The organism is Actinoplanes teichomyceticus ATCC 31121 (assembly GCF_003711105.1).
GTDB classification, from domain to species: Bacteria; Actinomycetota; Actinomycetes; order Mycobacteriales; family Micromonosporaceae; genus Actinoplanes; species Actinoplanes teichomyceticus.
The window spans coordinates 3,583,085-3,599,713 of the sequence record NZ_CP023865.1 but is presented as its reverse complement, the minus strand read 5'-3'; the positions used below and the strand labels follow the sequence as shown (position 1 = coordinate 3,599,713).

The window sequence follows — 16,629 nt, the reverse complement described above, 5'->3', positions numbered from 1 at the left end:
ACACGTGGCGGCGGACAGCTCGCCGCGCTGACGGCGCCCGCGGCGAGTCCCGGCCGGGCCGCACGACACCGGCTCGCCGGACGATCCGCGCCCGGCCACGGCGCGCCGCCCCCCCGGTGACCGGCACCGGGACCTGACCACCCCCGGACCGGTGTCCGCAACTACGCCGAGAAGCTGCTCGGCGCCGGCCGGCCCGGCCGAGGCAGTCCCGCCGCCGGCGCGCGGTGCGCGACGACCCGGCCCCGGATGCTCCCACCGGACCCGGCCGGTTCGTCGGCCGCGACACGGAACTGAGCAGCACCCGGTGCGTGCCTGAGCGCCACACCCGGCCGCGGCTCGACGACGGTGCTGGTCACCGGCACCGCCGGGGTCGGCAGGACGAGCCTGGGGCATCCGGCTCGCCCACCACGTCGCGGGCCACCTCCCGGACGGCCGGCTCTTCGTCGACCTGCACGGCCTCTCACCCCGGCAGGCGCCCGACGTCCGCGGGCAGGCCGAGACCGGGATCGCCCTCGGCCGGGTGTGTGGGATGGGGGGCGCCTGCCCCGCGGCGCTCGAGCACGACCAGGCCGATCCGCTCCGGTACCGCTCGGCGGACGATCGATCCGGCGAGGCCGGAGCGTTGCCGGTAACCCCGCTGCTCCCGGCCGGGCACGGATAGGGTGAACGGGTGGACGATATGTCCGAGTCGATCGACTACCAGGCGTTGTTCCGCAGCGCCCCGACCGCGTTCGTGGTCCTCGACCCGGACCTGGTGATCGCCGAGGCGAACGACGCGTACCTCGCGGCCACCGCACGGACCCGGCAGGAGCTGGTCGGCCGACCGGTGTTCGAGGCCTTCCCGGACAACCCGGAGGACCCGGGCGCCAGCGGCGTGACCCGGTGGGGCGCCTCGCTGCGCCGGGTGCTGCGCGAGCGGGTCGTCGACGTGATGGAGATCCAGAAGTACGACATCCCGCTGCCCGGCGGCGGCTTCGACGTCCGCTACTGGGCGCCGGTGAACGCGCCGGTCTTCGACCCGGACGGGCGGCTGCGCTGGATCGTGCACCGCACCGAGGACGTCACCGCCTACGTACGGGCCCGCCAGGGCGGCACCGAGCTGGCGCAGCTGGCCAGCGAGCTGCGGGTGCGCACCGAGCAGATGGAGGCCGAGGTCTTCGCCCGGCGCAGCCTGCAACGCGAGCACGAGGCGCTGCAGGCGGTGGTGGACAGCCTGGAGGTGGCGGTCGTCGGCAGCGACGACGAGGGGCACCCGGTGGTCTTCAACGACACCGCCCGGGAGCTGATCGGCCCCAGGATCGCCGAGATGCCCGCCAGCGAGTGGGGGCAGCGGCTGCACCTGTACCACGCCGACGGCCGGCCGATCGACACGGAGCTGCCGCTGCTGCGGGCCCTGCGCGGCGAACGGGTCCGCGACGCCGAGGTCGTGCGCCGCTTCCCCGGCCAGCCGCAACGGTTCTTCCGGGTGCACAGCCGGCCGGTCGTCGGCGCGCCCGGGGTGGCCGCGGTGGTGGCCGTCCACGACCTCACGGTGACGCGCCGGGTCGCCCGTTTCCAGGAGTGCGAGCTGGCGATCGTCCGGGTGATCGCCGAAGCGGACGCCGAAGCGGAGGTTCTCGGCCACGCCGTGGAGCTGATCGGCTCGCTGATCGGCTGGGACGTGGTCGAGTTCTGGAGCTGCGACGAGCGGGGGCAGGTGCTGCGCCGCGTCAGCCGGTGGGCCGACCCGGCACAGCAGGCGCCGCTGCGGCTCCCCGACGTGCTCGGCTGCGGTCAGGACCTGCCCGGCCGGGCGTGGCGGCACAGCCAGTCGGTGTGGGTCGCCGATCTGCACACCGACGAGGTCACCCGCGACAGCGGTGACTGGGGTTCGCTGCACACCGCGCTGGCGGTGCCGGTGCCGACCGGCCCGCATGTGCTCGGCGTGCTGGTCTGCTACAGCGAGACGATCGAGCTGCCGGACGACGTCCGCAGCGAGGTGGTCACCGGGATCGCGCCGTTGCTGAGCGAGTTCCTGGTACGCCGCCGCGCCGAACGCCTCGCCGCCGACCTGGACCGCGCCCACGAGCAGTACATCGCCCTGGCCGGGCACGAGATCCGCACCCCGCTGACCAGCATCCAGGCCTACACCGACCTGCTGCTCGACGAACCGGACCTCAGCGGGGACCAGCGCGACATGCTCACCGTCATGCAGCGCAACGCCGCCAGCCTGCGCGCGGTCATCCTCAAACTCCTGGACGTGGCCGCCCTGCGCGCCGGACACCTCGACGTACGCCCGCAACCCATGGACCTGGCCGCCGTGGCCCGCGAGGCCGTCGAACACGCCCGCGACCGCGAGGACGCCCACCCCATCCGCACCGACATCCCCGGCTCGGCCCGTATCGCCGGCGACCCCGCACGGCTGCGCCAGGTCCTCGACGAACTCCTCGCCAACGCCCTGACCTGGGCCGACGACGACTCGCCGGTGCGCGTCGAGCTGCGCGTGGAACACGGCGTCGCCGCACTGTCGGTGTGCGACACCGGCCCGGAGATCCGTGCCGACGAACACGACCGCCTGTTCGACATGTTCTACCGCGGCGAGGAGGCCCGCCGTCGCGGCGTCCCGGGCTCCGGGCTGGGCCTGAGCCTGGCCCGGGCGATCGTCGAGCAGCACGGCGGCACCATCGGGTTCAGCTCGGCCGGCGACCGCACCACCACCTTCACCGTGCGCCTGCCCGCCCTCCGGCAGCCGCACCCCGGCGGCGCCACCGTCCGGGCCGCGACGACCCCGGCGCTGCGCGACACCCGCCGCTGACCCGCGGGCGGTCCCACCACGGTGGTGCATCGGCCCCCTGACGCGCCAGGGTGGGGCGGTGATGTGCAAGAGTCCCTCTTCTGGGTACGGCTCCTCGGGGACCGGGGAGCATGGACCCGGTCGGGACGGGCGGGTGGATCGAGCAGTGAACGAACTTCATGACATCACCGGATGACGTCTTCGCCGCGGGGGGCGAGACCGGACGTCTGATGGCCGGCCTGGACTGGGCCGCCACGAAACTGGGCCCGGTGCGGGACTGGCCGCACAGCCTGCGCAGCGCGGTACGGATCGTGCTGTCCTCCCGGTACCCGATGCTGCTGCTGTGGGGCCCGGACCTGACCCAGCTCTACAACGACGCGTACTCCGCGCTGATCGGCGCCAAGCACCCGGCCGCGCTCGGCCTGGACGTGCGGATCACCCTGGCCGAGGGCTGGGACGTGCTGCGCCCGCTGATCGCCGAGGCGATGGCCACCGGCGTGGCCAGCTGGGTGCCGGCGTTGCAGCTGCTGCTCGACCGGGCCGGGTACCGCGAGGAGGCGTACTTCAGCGTCTCGCACGCGCCCGCCCGCGACGACCGGGGCGCCACGGTCGGCGTGCTGACCGTGTGCAGCGAGGTCACCGAGCAGGTGGTCGGGGAGCGTCGGCTGCGGCTGCTGCGCGACCTGGCGGTCCCCGCCGGGGACGGTCCCGCCGGGGTGCGGCAGACCTGCGCCCGGCTGTGCCAGGTGATCGGGGAGCATCCGCTGGACGTGCCGTTCGCCGCGGTCTACCTGCGCGACGGGCCGGTCCTGCGGCGCTGCGCGGTGGTCGGCGCCGACGCGTCCGCGCTGCCGCCGGAGGTCGTGCTCGGCGCGACCGGTGACGACCCGTGGCACCTGCGGGCGGCGGCCGGTGGCAGCACCGCCGCGATGGCCGACGTGGCCGAGCGGCTGACCATCACGGGCGGGCCCTGGCACGACCCGGTGCGGACCGCGGTGGCCCGGCCGCTGCCCTCGGCGGACCTGTCGCAGCCGGTCGGGGTGCTGCTCACCGGGCTGAGCCCGGCTCGGGCGCTGGACGAGACGTACCGGTCGTTCCTGCACCTGCTGGCCCAGCAGGTCGCGGTGGCCGTCCGCAACGCGCAGGCGTACCAGGAGGAGCGTGACCGGGCGGCGGCGCTGGCCGAGCTGGACCGGGTGAAGACCGACTTCTTCACCAACGTGAGCCACGAGCTGCGTACGCCGCTGACCCTGATGCTGGGGCCGCTGGCCGACGCGCTGGCCGACCGGGCCGAGCCGCTGGGCGCGGCGCAGCGCGAGCGCGTCGACACCGCGTGGCGCAACGCCGGCCGGCTGCTCACCCTGGTGAACGAGCTGCTCACGTTCTCCAGCATCGGCACCGGGCAGGCCCGGACGGCGCCGCGCGCGCTCGACCTGGCCGGGTTCACCGCGGAGCTGGCCGGGGTGTTCCGGGCCGCGGTGGAGCGCACCGGGCTGCGCCTGGTGGTCGACTGCCCGCCGCTGCCGGGCCCGGTGGCGGTGGATCCCGGGCACTGGGAGAAGATCGTCACGAATCTGCTGTCCAACGCGCTGAAGTTCACCTTCGTCGGGGAGATCCGGGTCGGCCTGGAGTCCGACGCGAGCACCATCCGGCTGTCGGTGTCGGACACCGGCATCGGTATCGACCAGGACGAACTTCCCCGGCTCTTCGACCGGTTCCACCGGGTGCGCGGCGCGCGCTCGCGCAGCCACGAGGGCACCGGGATCGGCCTGGCCCTGGTCCGTGAACTGGCCCGGCTGCAGGGCGGGGACGTCGAGGTCCGCAGCGTGCCGGGGAAGGGCTCCACGTTCACCGTGGCGCTGCCCTGGGCGGCGGTGGAGGCGACCGGGGCGCCGGCGCTGCCGACCGCGCCGGAGCAGCTGGCCGACGCCCGCGCGGTCGCCAGCGTGACCACCGGCTGGACCGCCGGCACCGGCGACGAGCGGGCCGACGCGCCGGCGGACCCGGCCGGGATCCGCATCCTGGTCGCCGACGACAACCGGGACATGCGCCAGTACCTGTCCCGGCTGCTCACCGCGCAGGGCTGGCGAGTGGAGACCGCGGCCGACGGCGAGGCCGCGCTGCAGGCGATCCGCCGGCACCGGCCGGACCTGCTGCTCACCGACGTGATGATGCCCCGCCTGGACGGGTTCGCCCTGGTCCGGGCGCTGCGCGAGGACGAGGCCACCCGCAGTCTGCCGGTGGTGATGCTCTCGGCGCGGGCCGGGCACGAGTCCGGGGTGGAGGGACTCACCGCCGGGGCCGACGACTACGTCGTCAAGCCGTTCAGCGCCGACCAGCTGATCGCCCGCATCCGCACCACGCTGAAGCTGGCCGGCGTGCGGGCCGCGCACGTCCGCCAGCCGCTGCCGCCGGCCGACACCGCCGACGTGATCGCCTCCGGGCAGGCGCTGCGCGACGCCTTCCAGGCGGCCACCGAGCGGGTGCGGGCGCTGCTGGGCGGCGTCGCGGCGGTGACCGTGCTGGACGGCGCCGGCCACCGCCCGCCGCTGCGGTTCCACGCGCCGCCCGACCCCACCGCGGGCCCGGGCGACGCCGCCACGAGCCCGGGCGACGCCGCCACGAGCCCGGGCGACGCCGCCACGATCGAGGCGGAGATCCGTACCCGGGACGGCGCCCGGATCGGCGCTGTCTCCGTGGTGGCCGGGGCGGCCGGGCCCTCGCGGGCGGTCCTGGCGTCGACCGCCGAGCTGCTCGGCTCGCTGGCGCACGGCGTGTGGCGGCCCGACCACGACCGGCAGCTGGCGCTCGGCCTGCACCGCGGCCTGCTGCCGGAGGAGCTGCCCACGCTGGACGGGTGGGACGTGCACGCCGGGTACCGGCCGGCGCGGTCCGGGGCGGCCGGCGGCTGGTACGACATTGCCCGGACCGCCGATGGCCGGCTGCTGATCAGCCTCGGCACGGTGCCCGGGCACGGCTTGGACCCGGTGCTGGCGGCGGGACAGATCCGCGGGGCGGTCCGGGCGTACGCCGCGGCGGGCCTGGACCCGGCGCGGATCGCCGACCGGCTGGCCACCGTCCTGGACCGGCCGGACGGACGCGTGGCGCTGCTGGTGGGCGTCGCCGACCCGGCGACCGGCCGGTTCACCTGGTGCGGCGCCGGCCATCCCGGACCGGTGCACGCGGCGCCGGGTGAGCCGGCCCGGACCCTGCCCACGGCGGGGCCGGCGCCGGGCCCGTACCGCACCGGCGAGATCCTCCTCGCGCCCGGCGGGCAGCTGCTGTTCTGCACCGCGGCGGCGGGCGCCGGGCCGCGGCTCGCGCGCCACTGCGACGCCCAGCTCGCCGCGTCGGCCCCGGTCAGCAGCCTGGTCGACGCGGTCCTGGCCGACGAGCCCGCCCCGGACGCCGGCGACGTCGCGGTCGCCGCGATCCGGCGGCGGCCGGAGCCGGCCGCCGCCGCGGGCGACCTGCCGGAACTCGACGTGACATGGACCTACCCGGTGGACCCGGGGGCCGCCGGCGCGGCACGCCGCGACCTGAAGGCCGCGCTGCGCGGCGACGCGATGGACCCGGATCTGCTCTACGACCTGCAGGTCGCCGCCACCGAGGCGATCAACAACGCGGTCGAGCACGCGCAGCGGCCCAGCCGCCCGGAGATCCGGGTCCGGCTGCTGGTCACCGGCGGGCTCGTCCGCATCGAGGTGCAGGACTTCGGCGGCTGGCGGGCCCGGCCACCGGCCCGCGACCGCGGGCGCGGCGCGATCCTGATGAACGCCTACGGCGACGTCCGGCTGGTCACGACCGCCACCGGCACCCTGGTCACCATCGAACGCCGGTGGGCCGCCCCGCCACCGGGTTCGGCCACGTGACGCCTGGTCCCGGCGCAAACCCCGAGAAGATACGACCTCGTGGCCCCGCCCGCAGGCGACCCGCCCAGCCCCGTGCGTCCGCCGCGCGGCGCCCGCCGTGACACCCGGTGGCAGCGGCGCCTCCCGGCGGGTCGGCCGCGGGGGCCGGGAGGTCGTACCGGGAGGGGAATCGTCCGGCGGGGTGCAGAACGGTGGTTTGCCGCGCGTGCGGGTCAGGTTCCCGGTGTGGCTGCCGAAGCACCGGACATGACGAGTGCTGCAGCGGCGCCGCAGGCGCTGACCGAGGTGCTGCGTGCCGGTGGCGGCTCCGTCGCGGAGCGCGTCGACCGGGCGCTGGCACTGCTGCTCGAACAGCTCGGCATGCAGGTCTCCTACGTCAGCGTGTTCCGCGGCGACGACCGGGTCGTGACCCACTCGCGGTCGGTGCCGCACGGGCCGGTGCTGCCGGCCGGGACCGCCCATCCGGTCGCCGAGACGCTGTGCCACCTGGTCGCCACCGGGCGGTTGGAACCGCTGGTCGCCGACGCACGGCGGCACCCGCTGATCGCCTCGCACCCGCACACCGGGGCGTTCGGCATCCGCGGCTACGCGAGCGTCCCGCTGCGCCTCGGCGGCCGGGTGGCCGGAGCGGTGTGCGTCGCCTCCACCGCGCCGGCGCCGGGGCTGGGCGCCCGCGACGAGAACATCCTGCGCGCGGTCGCCGGGCACGTCGCCGACCTGCTCGGCGACGTGCGTGACACGGAACCGGGCGATCCGGCCGCACCGCCGGGCGCCCGGTCCCTGGCCACCGCGGACCTGGAGGCCGTGACGCGCCCGCTGCTGCGGCTGATGCAGCAGGCCACCGGCCTGGAGGCCACCTATCTCACCCTGCACGACGAGGCCACCGACGAGCTGGTCGTGACGTACGCCGACGAGACCGCCGACCTGGGTTTCGCCGAGGGCACCTCGGTGTCCTGGCCGGCGTCGCTGTGCCGGCGCACGATCGGCGGCGGCGGCGCGTGTGTCACGGACGTCCAGGAGCGCTGGGCCGACTGTGCGGTGGCCCGCCAGGCCGGCGTCAACACCTGGGTCAGCGTGCCCGTCCGCGACCACGAGGGCCGGTTGATCGGCACGCTGTGCGGGGGCAGCCGCGCCGACGTGCCGCTCGACGGCCGCGCGGAGTCGGTGGTACGCGGCGTGGCCGGGCTGATCGCCGAGCAGCTGGCGCGCGAGGCCGCGCACCTGGCCGCCACCAGCCGGGCGAGGGACCTGCAACAGCGCGTCGAGATCCTGCGCGACAGCGCGGAGCGTGACCCGCTGACCGGGCTGGCCAACCGGGCCGGGATCACCCGCTGGATGACCGCGGCGCTGCCCCGCCTGCGCGGCGACGACCGCACGCTGATGGTGGCCTTCCTGGACCTGGACGGGTTCAAGCCGGTCAACGACACCTACGGCCACGCGGTCGGCGACGAGGTGCTGCGCCTGTTCGGCGAGCGGTTGCAGGCCGTCGGCCGTGCCGAGGACCTGCGCGGACGGCTCGGCGGCGACGAGTTCGTCATCGCCGCGGTGCTGCCGGCCGCCGCCGACCGGCACGGCTGGGCCAGCCGGGTCCGCGGCATCACCGACGTCCTGCTCGGCGACATCCGGGTCACCGCCAGCCTGGGCGTCGCCGCGGTCACCGACCCGGCCACCGACATCGGCGACCTGATCCACCGCGCCGACGAGGCCATGTACCGCGACAAGCAGCAGCGGCACGCCCTCCCGGCGCCCTGCTGAGGGTGGCCGCCCGCCGCCACCGGTACGGCGGCGTCTGGCCAGCACGTGCTCGCGCAGCCGGGACACCGACCGGGCGGCCGGCCGGGCGAAAACGCGTCGCTCGCACGATGACCACCGCGCAGCCCAGGCGCGCGCCGGTGCGCCGCAGGGCGTCGGCCGGGCGGCTGTCGCCGGACCCGCCGACGATCATCGAGCCGGGCGGTAGCCGCGCCGCGAGCTCGTCCACGTGCGCGTCCAGCGGGTCGGCCCTGGTCGCGGCGTTGAGCTGGCTGTTCATCGGGGAGTTGACCGGCCGCAGGGCGCGGGCCGACGCGAGCGCCCACTCCCACGCCCGGTCCGGGTCGGCGTGGTCGGTGAACCACGACAGGGTGAGGTACTCGATCTCCTCGGCCTCGCCGCGCGCCGCCCGTTTCTCCAGCTCCACCAGCCTGGCCTGCTGCGCGGCGGTGCGCCGGGCGCGCTGCGCCGCCCGGTCGGCTGCCCGCCACGGCTCCAGGAACGGCGCGATGCCGATCAGCCCGGCCACCCGCTCCGGGTGCGCCAGCAGGAAGTAGCCGGCCAGCTGGGATCCGTACGAGTGTCCGGCCAGGATCACCCGCCGGTGGCCCCACGCGTCCAGCAGCGACGCCAGGTCCCGCACGTGACGGGCGATGGTGTGGGTGCCCGCCCAGCCCGATCCACCGGTGCCGCGCTGGTCGTAGCGGTGGGCCGGGCACAGGTCGTCGACGAGCGCGGCGACCGGGGCGAGATGGTCGGCGAGCCCGGGGCCGCCGTGCAGCAGCACCAGTGGAAGGCCGCGGCCGGTGTGCGCGCCGGTGGTCCAGGTGCGCAGCCGCGCGCCGTCGTCCATCTCGATCGGGCGGGCGGCAGGCGGCATCCGTTCAGTGGACCGGCCCGGGGGCCGTGCCGGGAAGTCCGGCCGCGACCGGTCCGGTGCGGGCCTCGCCGGAGACGGCGCTCAGCGCAGCGCGCGCCGGCCCTTGATCACACCCAGCGCCACGGCCGCGACGAGGGCGATCAGCCCGATGATCAGCAGCCACTTCACCGCCTTGATCACCAGCCCGAGGACGATCAGCACGAGCGCGGCGACGCCGACGGTGTAAATCAAAGCGCGCATGGCGGCCCCCGTTCTCGATCACGATGACCGCCTCTGTACCCACCGGCCGGCCCGCTCAACCCCGGCGCGGGGATGGGCCTGCGGTGGCCAGGTGCGAGCTGCTGCGGATCCGGCGGTCAGCCGCCGAGGCCACGGCTGACGATGGTGGTCGCGGCGGTCAGCAGCAGGACGCCGTCCTCGGCGGCGCGCAGGCGCAGCCGCGGGTAGGCGCCCGGCCCGCCGGAGCGTTCGAGCAGCGTCAGGGCCAACTGGATCGTGGCGCGTACGGACAGCGCCTCCGCGTAGCCGACGGCGAGTTCCTCGACGCCCGCGTCCAGCGGCTGCCGGTCGTCGCCTTCGGGGGGCCAGGGCAGGTCCGGGTTCTCGGCGGCTTGGATCGCGGCGCTCAGGACGGACATCTCCGCCGCGTCCCGGCCGTACAGCTGGAGCGTGGCGATCCGGGCGCCGCTCCCGGCGTACAGGGGCATCGAGACCGACCGCAACCCCATGCCCGCCGCGTCCTGCGGGAAACCGGGCCAGGTCATCGTCGGCGGCGCGTCGCCGCTGCCGGCGGCGCGGGGCGGCGGGACCGGGTCGCCGGCGCCGGAGGCGTCCTCGACCGCGGTCACCAGCTCACCGCTGGCCGCGACGGCGCAGCTGCCGTCCGGCGCGGTGGTGACCGCCGCGTAGTCGACCGCGGCGATCCGATCGACGGTCAGCTGGGCGATCCCGCGCAGGTGCGGCGCGATACCGGGTACGTCGTCCGGAGTCTCGGCAAGGGTGACGAGTGCTTCGGCCAACGGCTCTCGGGTGCCGGTTGGCAGCTGCGTGGATGGTGGCGTCATCGCCCTGCTCCCTCCAGAAGCCGGTCAGGCTGACGAAGCAGAGGGGTACCCGAATGGCCGCCTTTCACACGATTGCGCCGGCCTCGGTCAGATGTTTCTGGCGAAGGTCGCGGGTCGGCCGTCGGCGGACCCGGCCGCGTCAGGCGCCCCGGCCGCCCCGCGGAGCGTGCGGCGCCGGACCCGCCTCCGGGGCCAGGACGTACCCGTCGCGCAGGTCCGCGGCCGGGACCGCCCGGTCGAAATGCCAGCCCTGGCCGAGCCCGACGCCCAGACCGGCCAGCGCCGCCGCGTCCGCCGCGGTCTCCACACCCTCGGCGACGACCGTGGCGCCGACCGCGCCGGCCAGCTCCACCAGGGCGTGCACCACCACCGGGAGCACCGCGTCGCCGGACACCCCGTCGACGATGCTGCGATCCAGTTTGATCACGTCCGGCGAGGTGGCGACGATGTGCCGCAGCGAGGAGAAGCCGGCGCCGACGTCGTCGACGGCCAGGCGCATCCCGGCGGCCCGCAGCGGGGCCAGCACCGCGCGCAGGCGCTCGTAGTCGTGGACCGGGTCGTGCTCGGACAGCTCCAGCACGACCCGGTCGAGCGGCATACCGGACAGCAGCCGCGCACCGGCCGGGGCGAACAGGGTGGCCGGGGAGATGTTCATGGCGAGGTAGCCGGAGACGTCCGGCAGGTGGTCCGCGGCGCGCCGCAGGGCGGCCAGCTCCAGGTTCTCCCGCTCGCCGATCAGCTCGGCGTCGGCGAACACCTGGTCCGGCGGTTGGTGCCACTCGTGCGGGAACCGGCTGAGCGCCTCGGCCCCGACCCGCCGGCCGGTCGCCAGGTCGACGATCGGCTGCAGCAGCACCACCGGGCCGTCCTGCGCCAGCAGCGGGCGCAGCCGGGCCTCGATCGCGGCGGTACGGCGCCGCTGCCGCACGTCCGGCTCGATGATCAGCGCGGCGGCGTGCGCCAGCACCCGCATCAGCGCCAGATCGCGGTCGGCCAGCCGCGGGTCGGGCTCGAAGCCGGCGCCGCAGAACGTGCCGTAGACGGTGCCGTCGCTCAGCTGCACCGGCACCGAGATGTAGCTGCGGACGCCCTGTCCGGTGGCCGGCAGCCGCATCGCCGCGGGAAACCGGGTGACGTCCGGGATGACCGGCGGCAGGACGCCATCCATGATCGCTTGGCAGTACGAGGTGGCCCGCGGCTGGGTCGTCCCGTCCTCCAGCGGCAGCACCGAGTCGATCACCTCGAGGTGCTGCACCGGCCCCTCCATCCGGCTGAGGAACGCCAGGCCCAGGCCGAGCGACTGCCGGGCGGTACGCAGCAGGTCGGCCACCTGCTCCGCCCGCTCGCTCCGCGGTGGCATCAGCGTCTCCTCGCGAACGACGACAGCGACTCCTCCCCCTCTTCGGCACCGGGACCGGCCGGCTGAGCACGCACGGCCGGGGTGGCCGCCGGGCCGGGCAGGCCGACGACCCGGTCACGGCCGTCCCGCTTCGCGCGGTACAGCGCGCGGTCGGCGGCGGCCATCAGCTAGGCGCCGGTGAGCAGCACAGCCGCCGTTGCGCGCCGGTCGAGCGGCGCACCGCGAGCGCGGCGTCAGCACGCTGGCCACGACCGGGACGGCATAGACGATGTCGCCGACGAACCGGGCGGCGCTCGCCGAGCCGGCGGTCAGCCCGAGCAGCACCGCGAAGCCGACCAGCCAACCCGCGCCGGCCAGCAGCGCGGCCCGGCACACCGGGTCGGCCGCCGCCCGGCATACGGTCAGGGTACGGAGCCCACGCCCATGCCTCCTCGCGTCCGGGCGGTCACCACGGGCGGTCAGCTCGGGAGATCGGCGCGGCGCATGAGGGTTCCGTCCGGTGGGCTCGGGCGGCGAGGCGCTGACCGATCCGGGCCACCGGCGGATGCGCAACCGGCGCCTGGAGGGCATCTCGTCCGGCACGTGCCGATGATGGACGTGACCGGTTCCGGGAGATCGACGACCCGGCACTCGCATCGCCCGGCCGCCGGTCACTCCGGCACGGTGAACCCCGCGGGACGGCTCAGTGCGAGCCGGGATCGCCGACCGCCCGCAGCGTCAGCGCTTCCATGTCCAGGTGCGGGGGTTGCTCCGCGGTCCAGGCGATCGCCCTCCGAAGGCCGCCTCGTAGGCCACCGGTGTCACCAGCGGGAGGAAGTACTTCCCGGCCGGAATCAGCAGCAAGGCGATGGACGCCATCGGCGCGAACAGGGCCACCGACTTCGCCGCCCCCAAGCGCTTGATCACCGCCTGGCTCGTGAACACCGCGACCACCGCCGCGCCGCTGTAGACGGTGAACGTCAGCCCGACCCGGCCGGGCGACAGGCCGAGGTCGTCGAGCGCGTTCAATACCTTCCAAACACCGTTACCGACGACATCCGTCGATGGATCTAGGCCACCCGAGTGGTGTCATGGGACTGTGGATCACGGGACGTAGCCGAATGGCTTCGGCCTGCTGCGCAGCAGGGCGACGACCAGCAACCCCTGCCGCGGCATCCACACCAAGCGTGCTTCCTGTGACATTCGCGCGCAGCACCGGACGGGTGGGAGAGCAACGCCGCGGCCGTCACCGGTCCCGGCGGCGGGGCGGCAGGCGGCCGGGCGCCGCCGGGAAGCTCGTGGACCGCCCCGGTTCGCACGCCTACGGTGAAACCAGCTCGCCCGCGGCGGACACCCGTACGTGCCACGGGAGGAGAGCGCCACGATCCCCGACATATAGACTGTCCTCTATCGAATGGATAGGGTGTCGGCGTGCCGTCCTTGCGCTTGCCGGCCGTACTGGCCGCCGCCGTCCTGCTCACCGTCACCCCGCTGCCCGCCGCGGCCACCCCCGGGGGCCACCGGGCGCTCACCGTGCACACCGCCGGGCGCGTCCAGCCGGCCGCGGGCACGCTGCGGTACAGCTGGCCGGGCGTCTACTTCGAGGGCCGCTTCCGCGGCGCCGGCGTCGGGATCGCGCTCGACGACGCGGCCGCCGACTACGACGTCCAGATCGACGGTACGACGGTGGCCACCCTGGTCACCCCGGGCCGTACCACCTACCAGGTGCGCGGCCTGACCCCCGGCGTCCACACCGTACGGGTGGTGAAACGCTCGGAGAGCCCGTGGGCGGTCAGCGGGTTCGGCGGCTTCGTCGCCGCGCCGGGCGGGGCCGTGCTGCCCGCCGCGCCGCCGCGCCGCCGGCAGATCGAGTTCATCGGTGACTCGTACACCGCCGGCTACGGCAACCTGTCCACCAGCCGCGACTGCACCGGCGACCAGGTCAACCGCACCACCGACGCGGACCTGAGCTTCGGCGCGCTGACCGCCCGCCGGCTGGGCGCCGACTACCAGATCAACGCCTTCTCCGGTCGCGGGATGGTGCGCAACTACAACGGCATCGACCCGGGCGTCGACTACCGCACGTACTACGACCGGGCGCTGCTCGGCGTGGACGGCGACCGCTGGCACGACCCCCGCTGGCGCCCGCAGGTGGTGGTGGTCGGGCTGGGCATCAACGACTTCTCCACCCCGATCAACCCGGGCGAGCCGTGGACCGCGGAGAGCCTGGCCGCCGCCTACCGCGCCGCCTACCACGGTTTCCTCGACAAGCTGCGGGCCCGGTACGGGCCGCGGACCGACATCGTGGTGAGCGCCACCGCCGTGTCCGGCACCACCCAGCTCGCCGACCTCGCCCAGCGGGTCGTCGGCGAGCGCGCCGACCGGGTGCACTACTGGTACTACGACAGCGCCGGCCTGGACTACGCCGGCTGCCACTGGCATCCGTCCGCACACGACCACGAGGTCATCGCCGCCCGCTTGCGCACCTACCTCGACACGCTCGCCCTCTCCTGGTAGCCGGGCGCTTGGCGACGCCGTCCGGGGGGAAAGTCCGCTCTTGGACAGGCAGTCGTAGCGTGAGCGGGCCGGGGTGACACCGTCCCGGTCGGTACGGGAAGTGAGCTGATGGAGAGCACGGAACGGGTGGGGACGTCCGGCACGGACCCCACGCCGCGGGAGTACGCGATTCCCGCCGTCCTGGACACCCCGGCCAGGACCGAGCCGGGCGGCGGCGCGCTGACGGCGTGGCTGCTCGAGCACCGGGTGCAACCGGTCGGGCCGGCCGCCGACGCCGCGCACGGGGAGCACCACGCCTGGTGGAAGGTGATGTGCCTGACCGGCGTGGACTACTTCTCCAGCCTCGCCTACGTGCCGGCGATCGCCGCCGCCGCGGCCGGCGCCGTCTCACCGCTGGCCACGCTGCTCATCGTGGCGCTGACCCTGCTGGGGATGCTGCCGATGTACCGGCGGGTCGCCCGGGAGAGCCCGCACGGCGCCGGTTCGGTGGCCATGCTGGAGCGGCTCCTGCCGTTCTGGCGCGGCAAGATCTTCGTGCTGGTCCTGCTCGGCTTCGTCGCCACCTCGTGGATCGTCACGATCACGCTGTCCGCGGCGGACGCGAGTCTGCACGTGCTGGAGAACCCGCACGTCCCGCACCTGCTGGACGGCCACGCGGTGGCGCTCACCGTGGTCCTGCTGCTGCTGTTGGGCGGGGTCTTCCTGCTCGGCTTCAGCGAGGCGGTCAGCGTCGCGATCCCGCTGGTGGCCATCTTCCTCGCGCTGAACGCGGTGATCATCGCGGTCGGCGTCGCCGAGGTGGTCACCACACCGGGCGCCTGGTCGGCGTGGACCGGCGCGCTGACCGCCGGTGGCGACGGGGCCGCAGACCTGATCCTGCCGGCGTTGACGGCGTTCCCACTGCTGGTGCTGGGGCTGTCCGGGTTCGAGACCGGCGTGAGCATGATGCCGCTGATCGCCGCCGACGGCGCCGATCCGCGGCAGCGGCTGCGCTCGCGGATCCACAACACCCGCAAGCTGCTCACCGCCGCCGCCGCGATCATGAGCGTGTACCTGCTGGCGAGCAGTTTCGTCACCACGGTGCTGATCCCGGCGGCCGAGTTCGCCGACGGCGGCTCGGCCAACGGGCGCGCCCTGGCCTGGCTGGCGCACGAGCACCTCGGCGAGGCGTTCGGCACCGTCTACGACCTGAGCACCGTGCTGATCCTCTGGTTCGCCGGGGCGTCGGCGATGGCCGGCCTGATCAACATCGTTCCCCGCTATCTGCCCGGCTACGGCATGGCCCCGGAATGGGGCCGCGCGGTGCGGCCGGTGGTGCTGGTCTACACCCTGATCAGCGTGGTCCTCACGATCGCCTTCGACGCCGACGTGGACGCGCAGGCCGGCGCCTACGCCACCGGCATCCTGGCGATGATGGTCTCCGGCGCGTTCGCGGTCACCGTCTCCGCCCTGCGGGCCGGGCAGCGGCTGGCCGGCACCGGGTTCGCCCTGCTCACCGCCGTGCTCGGCTACGCGCTGATGGACAACGTCATCGACAAGCCGGACGGCATCGCGATCTCGGCGATGTTCATCGCCGGCATCATCGTCGTCTCGCTCATCTCGCGCGTGTCGCGCACCACCGAGTTGCGGGCCGACCACATCGAGTTCGACGAGAACGCCCGCCGGTTCGTCACCGACACCCTCGCCCACGACGGGCGGATCAACCTGATCGCCAACCGCCGGCAGGCCGGCGACGCCGCCGAGTACGCCGAGAAGGAGCGTGAGCAGCGCGGCGACAACCCGGTCCCGGGCGGCGCCGACGTCCTCTTCCTGGAGATCGACGTGGTGGACCCGTCGGCGTTCAGCGACACCCTGGCCGTCCACGGTGTCGAGATCGACGGGCATCGGGTGCTGCGCGCGCAGGCCCCCGCCGCCCCGAACGCCATCGCCGCGATCCTGCTCGCCCTGCGCGACAGCACCGGGGTACGCCCGCACTGCTACTTCGCCTGGGCCGAGGGCAGCCCGCTGGTGCACATGGTCCGGTACTTCCTGCTCGGCCGCGGGGACACCGCCCCGGTCACCCGCGAGATCATCCGCGAGCACGAGCCCGACCCGGACCGCCGCCCAGGCATCCACGTCGGCGCGTGAGCCACGCCGGGACGGTCAGCCGCCGACGTCCACCGCCGGCGGCGGGCCGCGTCCGGTGGACGTGGTCGTCGAGATCGGAAGCGGCCGAGGCGCTGCGCGACGACCCGCGCGAGGCCAAGCTGCACGCGGTGCTGGCCACCACGTACTTCCATCGGGTCCCCACCCAGGCGACCGCCGCCCAGCGGCTCGGGCTGCCGTTCAGCACGTACCGGCGGCACCTGGAGCGGGCCCAGCAGCGGGTGTGCGAGCTGCTGTGGCGGCGGGAGACGACGCCCCGCGTGGAGCGGCCGCACTGAGCGAACGGC

The 16,629-nt window shown here is 75.0% G+C and carries 11 protein-coding genes; 6 read left to right on the top strand and 5 right to left on the bottom strand.

Annotated elements, in window-relative coordinates; all coding sequences use genetic code 11:
• Positions 1–679 precede the first annotated feature (679 nt).
• The 3 genes from ACTEI_RS15865 (at position 680) to ACTEI_RS15855 (ending at position 8,400) form a co-directional block, all read left to right on the top strand.
• Positions 680–2,794, top strand: coding sequence for a sensor histidine kinase (locus ACTEI_RS15865; protein ID WP_122978376.1), 2,115 nt, complete (start codon positions 680–682; stop codon positions 2,792–2,794).
• A 158-nt stretch (positions 2,795–2,952) separates the two neighbouring features.
• Positions 2,953–6,645: an ATP-binding protein gene (locus tag ACTEI_RS15860; RefSeq protein ID WP_122978375.1), complete on the top strand. Its 3,693-nt coding sequence runs from the start codon at positions 2,953–2,955 to the stop codon at positions 6,643–6,645.
• A gap of 246 nt (positions 6,646–6,891) precedes the next feature.
• Entirely contained in the window at positions 6,892–8,400 is a 1,509-nt protein-coding gene (locus tag ACTEI_RS15855) for a diguanylate cyclase (protein ID WP_122978374.1), read from the top strand.
• Here the strand turns inward: ACTEI_RS15855 and ACTEI_RS15850 are convergent.
• The 5 genes from ACTEI_RS15850 to ACTEI_RS15835 all read right to left on the bottom strand — a co-directional run bounded on the left by ACTEI_RS15850 (position 8,300) and on the right by ACTEI_RS15835 (position 12,709).
• Positions 8,300–9,277 carry an alpha/beta fold hydrolase gene (locus ACTEI_RS15850; protein WP_122978373.1) on the bottom strand — a complete coding sequence of 326 codons (978 nt, stop codon included), beginning with the start codon at positions 9,275–9,277 and terminating at the stop codon, positions 8,300–8,302. The two genes, ACTEI_RS15855 and ACTEI_RS15850, sit on opposite strands and share 101 nt — an antisense overlap.
• Before the next feature lie 81 nt (positions 9,278–9,358).
• Entirely contained in the window at positions 9,359–9,517 is a 159-nt protein-coding gene (locus tag ACTEI_RS36995) for a hypothetical protein (protein ID WP_164465976.1), read from the bottom strand.
• Between the two features lie 116 nt (positions 9,518–9,633).
• Positions 9,634–10,341, bottom strand: coding sequence for a hypothetical protein (locus tag ACTEI_RS15845; protein WP_164465975.1), 708 nt, complete (start codon positions 10,339–10,341; stop codon positions 9,634–9,636).
• Positions 10,342–10,480: 139 nt separating this feature from the next.
• The gene (locus ACTEI_RS15840) at positions 10,481–11,701 is read right to left on the bottom strand and encodes a sensor domain-containing phosphodiesterase (protein ID WP_122978371.1); all 1,221 of its coding nucleotides are present in this window, start codon (positions 11,699–11,701) and stop codon (positions 10,481–10,483) included.
• A 717-nt stretch (positions 11,702–12,418) separates the two neighbouring features.
• Positions 12,419–12,709, bottom strand: coding sequence for a hypothetical protein (locus ACTEI_RS15835; protein ID WP_122978370.1), 291 nt, complete (start codon positions 12,707–12,709; stop codon positions 12,419–12,421).
• A gap of 402 nt (positions 12,710–13,111) precedes the next feature.
• Here ACTEI_RS15835 and ACTEI_RS15830 point away from each other — a divergent pair, with 402 nt between their 5' ends.
• From ACTEI_RS15830 to ACTEI_RS15820, 3 genes are all read left to right on the top strand, one after another.
• Entirely contained in the window at positions 13,112–14,197 is a 1,086-nt protein-coding gene (locus tag ACTEI_RS15830) for an SGNH/GDSL hydrolase family protein (protein WP_203723859.1), read from the top strand.
• Between the two features lie 108 nt (positions 14,198–14,305).
• On the top strand, positions 14,306–16,324 hold the full coding sequence (locus tag ACTEI_RS15825) for an APC family permease (RefSeq protein ID WP_122978369.1): 2,019 nt from the start codon (positions 14,306–14,308) through the stop codon (positions 16,322–16,324).
• Positions 16,321–16,620 (top strand): hypothetical protein, encoded by a 300-nt coding sequence (locus ACTEI_RS15820; protein WP_122978368.1) that lies wholly within the window; start codon positions 16,321–16,323, stop codon positions 16,618–16,620. The genes ACTEI_RS15825 and ACTEI_RS15820 overlap by 4 nt, the downstream gene beginning before the upstream one ends.
• The last annotated feature ends 9 nt before the right edge of the window (positions 16,621–16,629 follow it).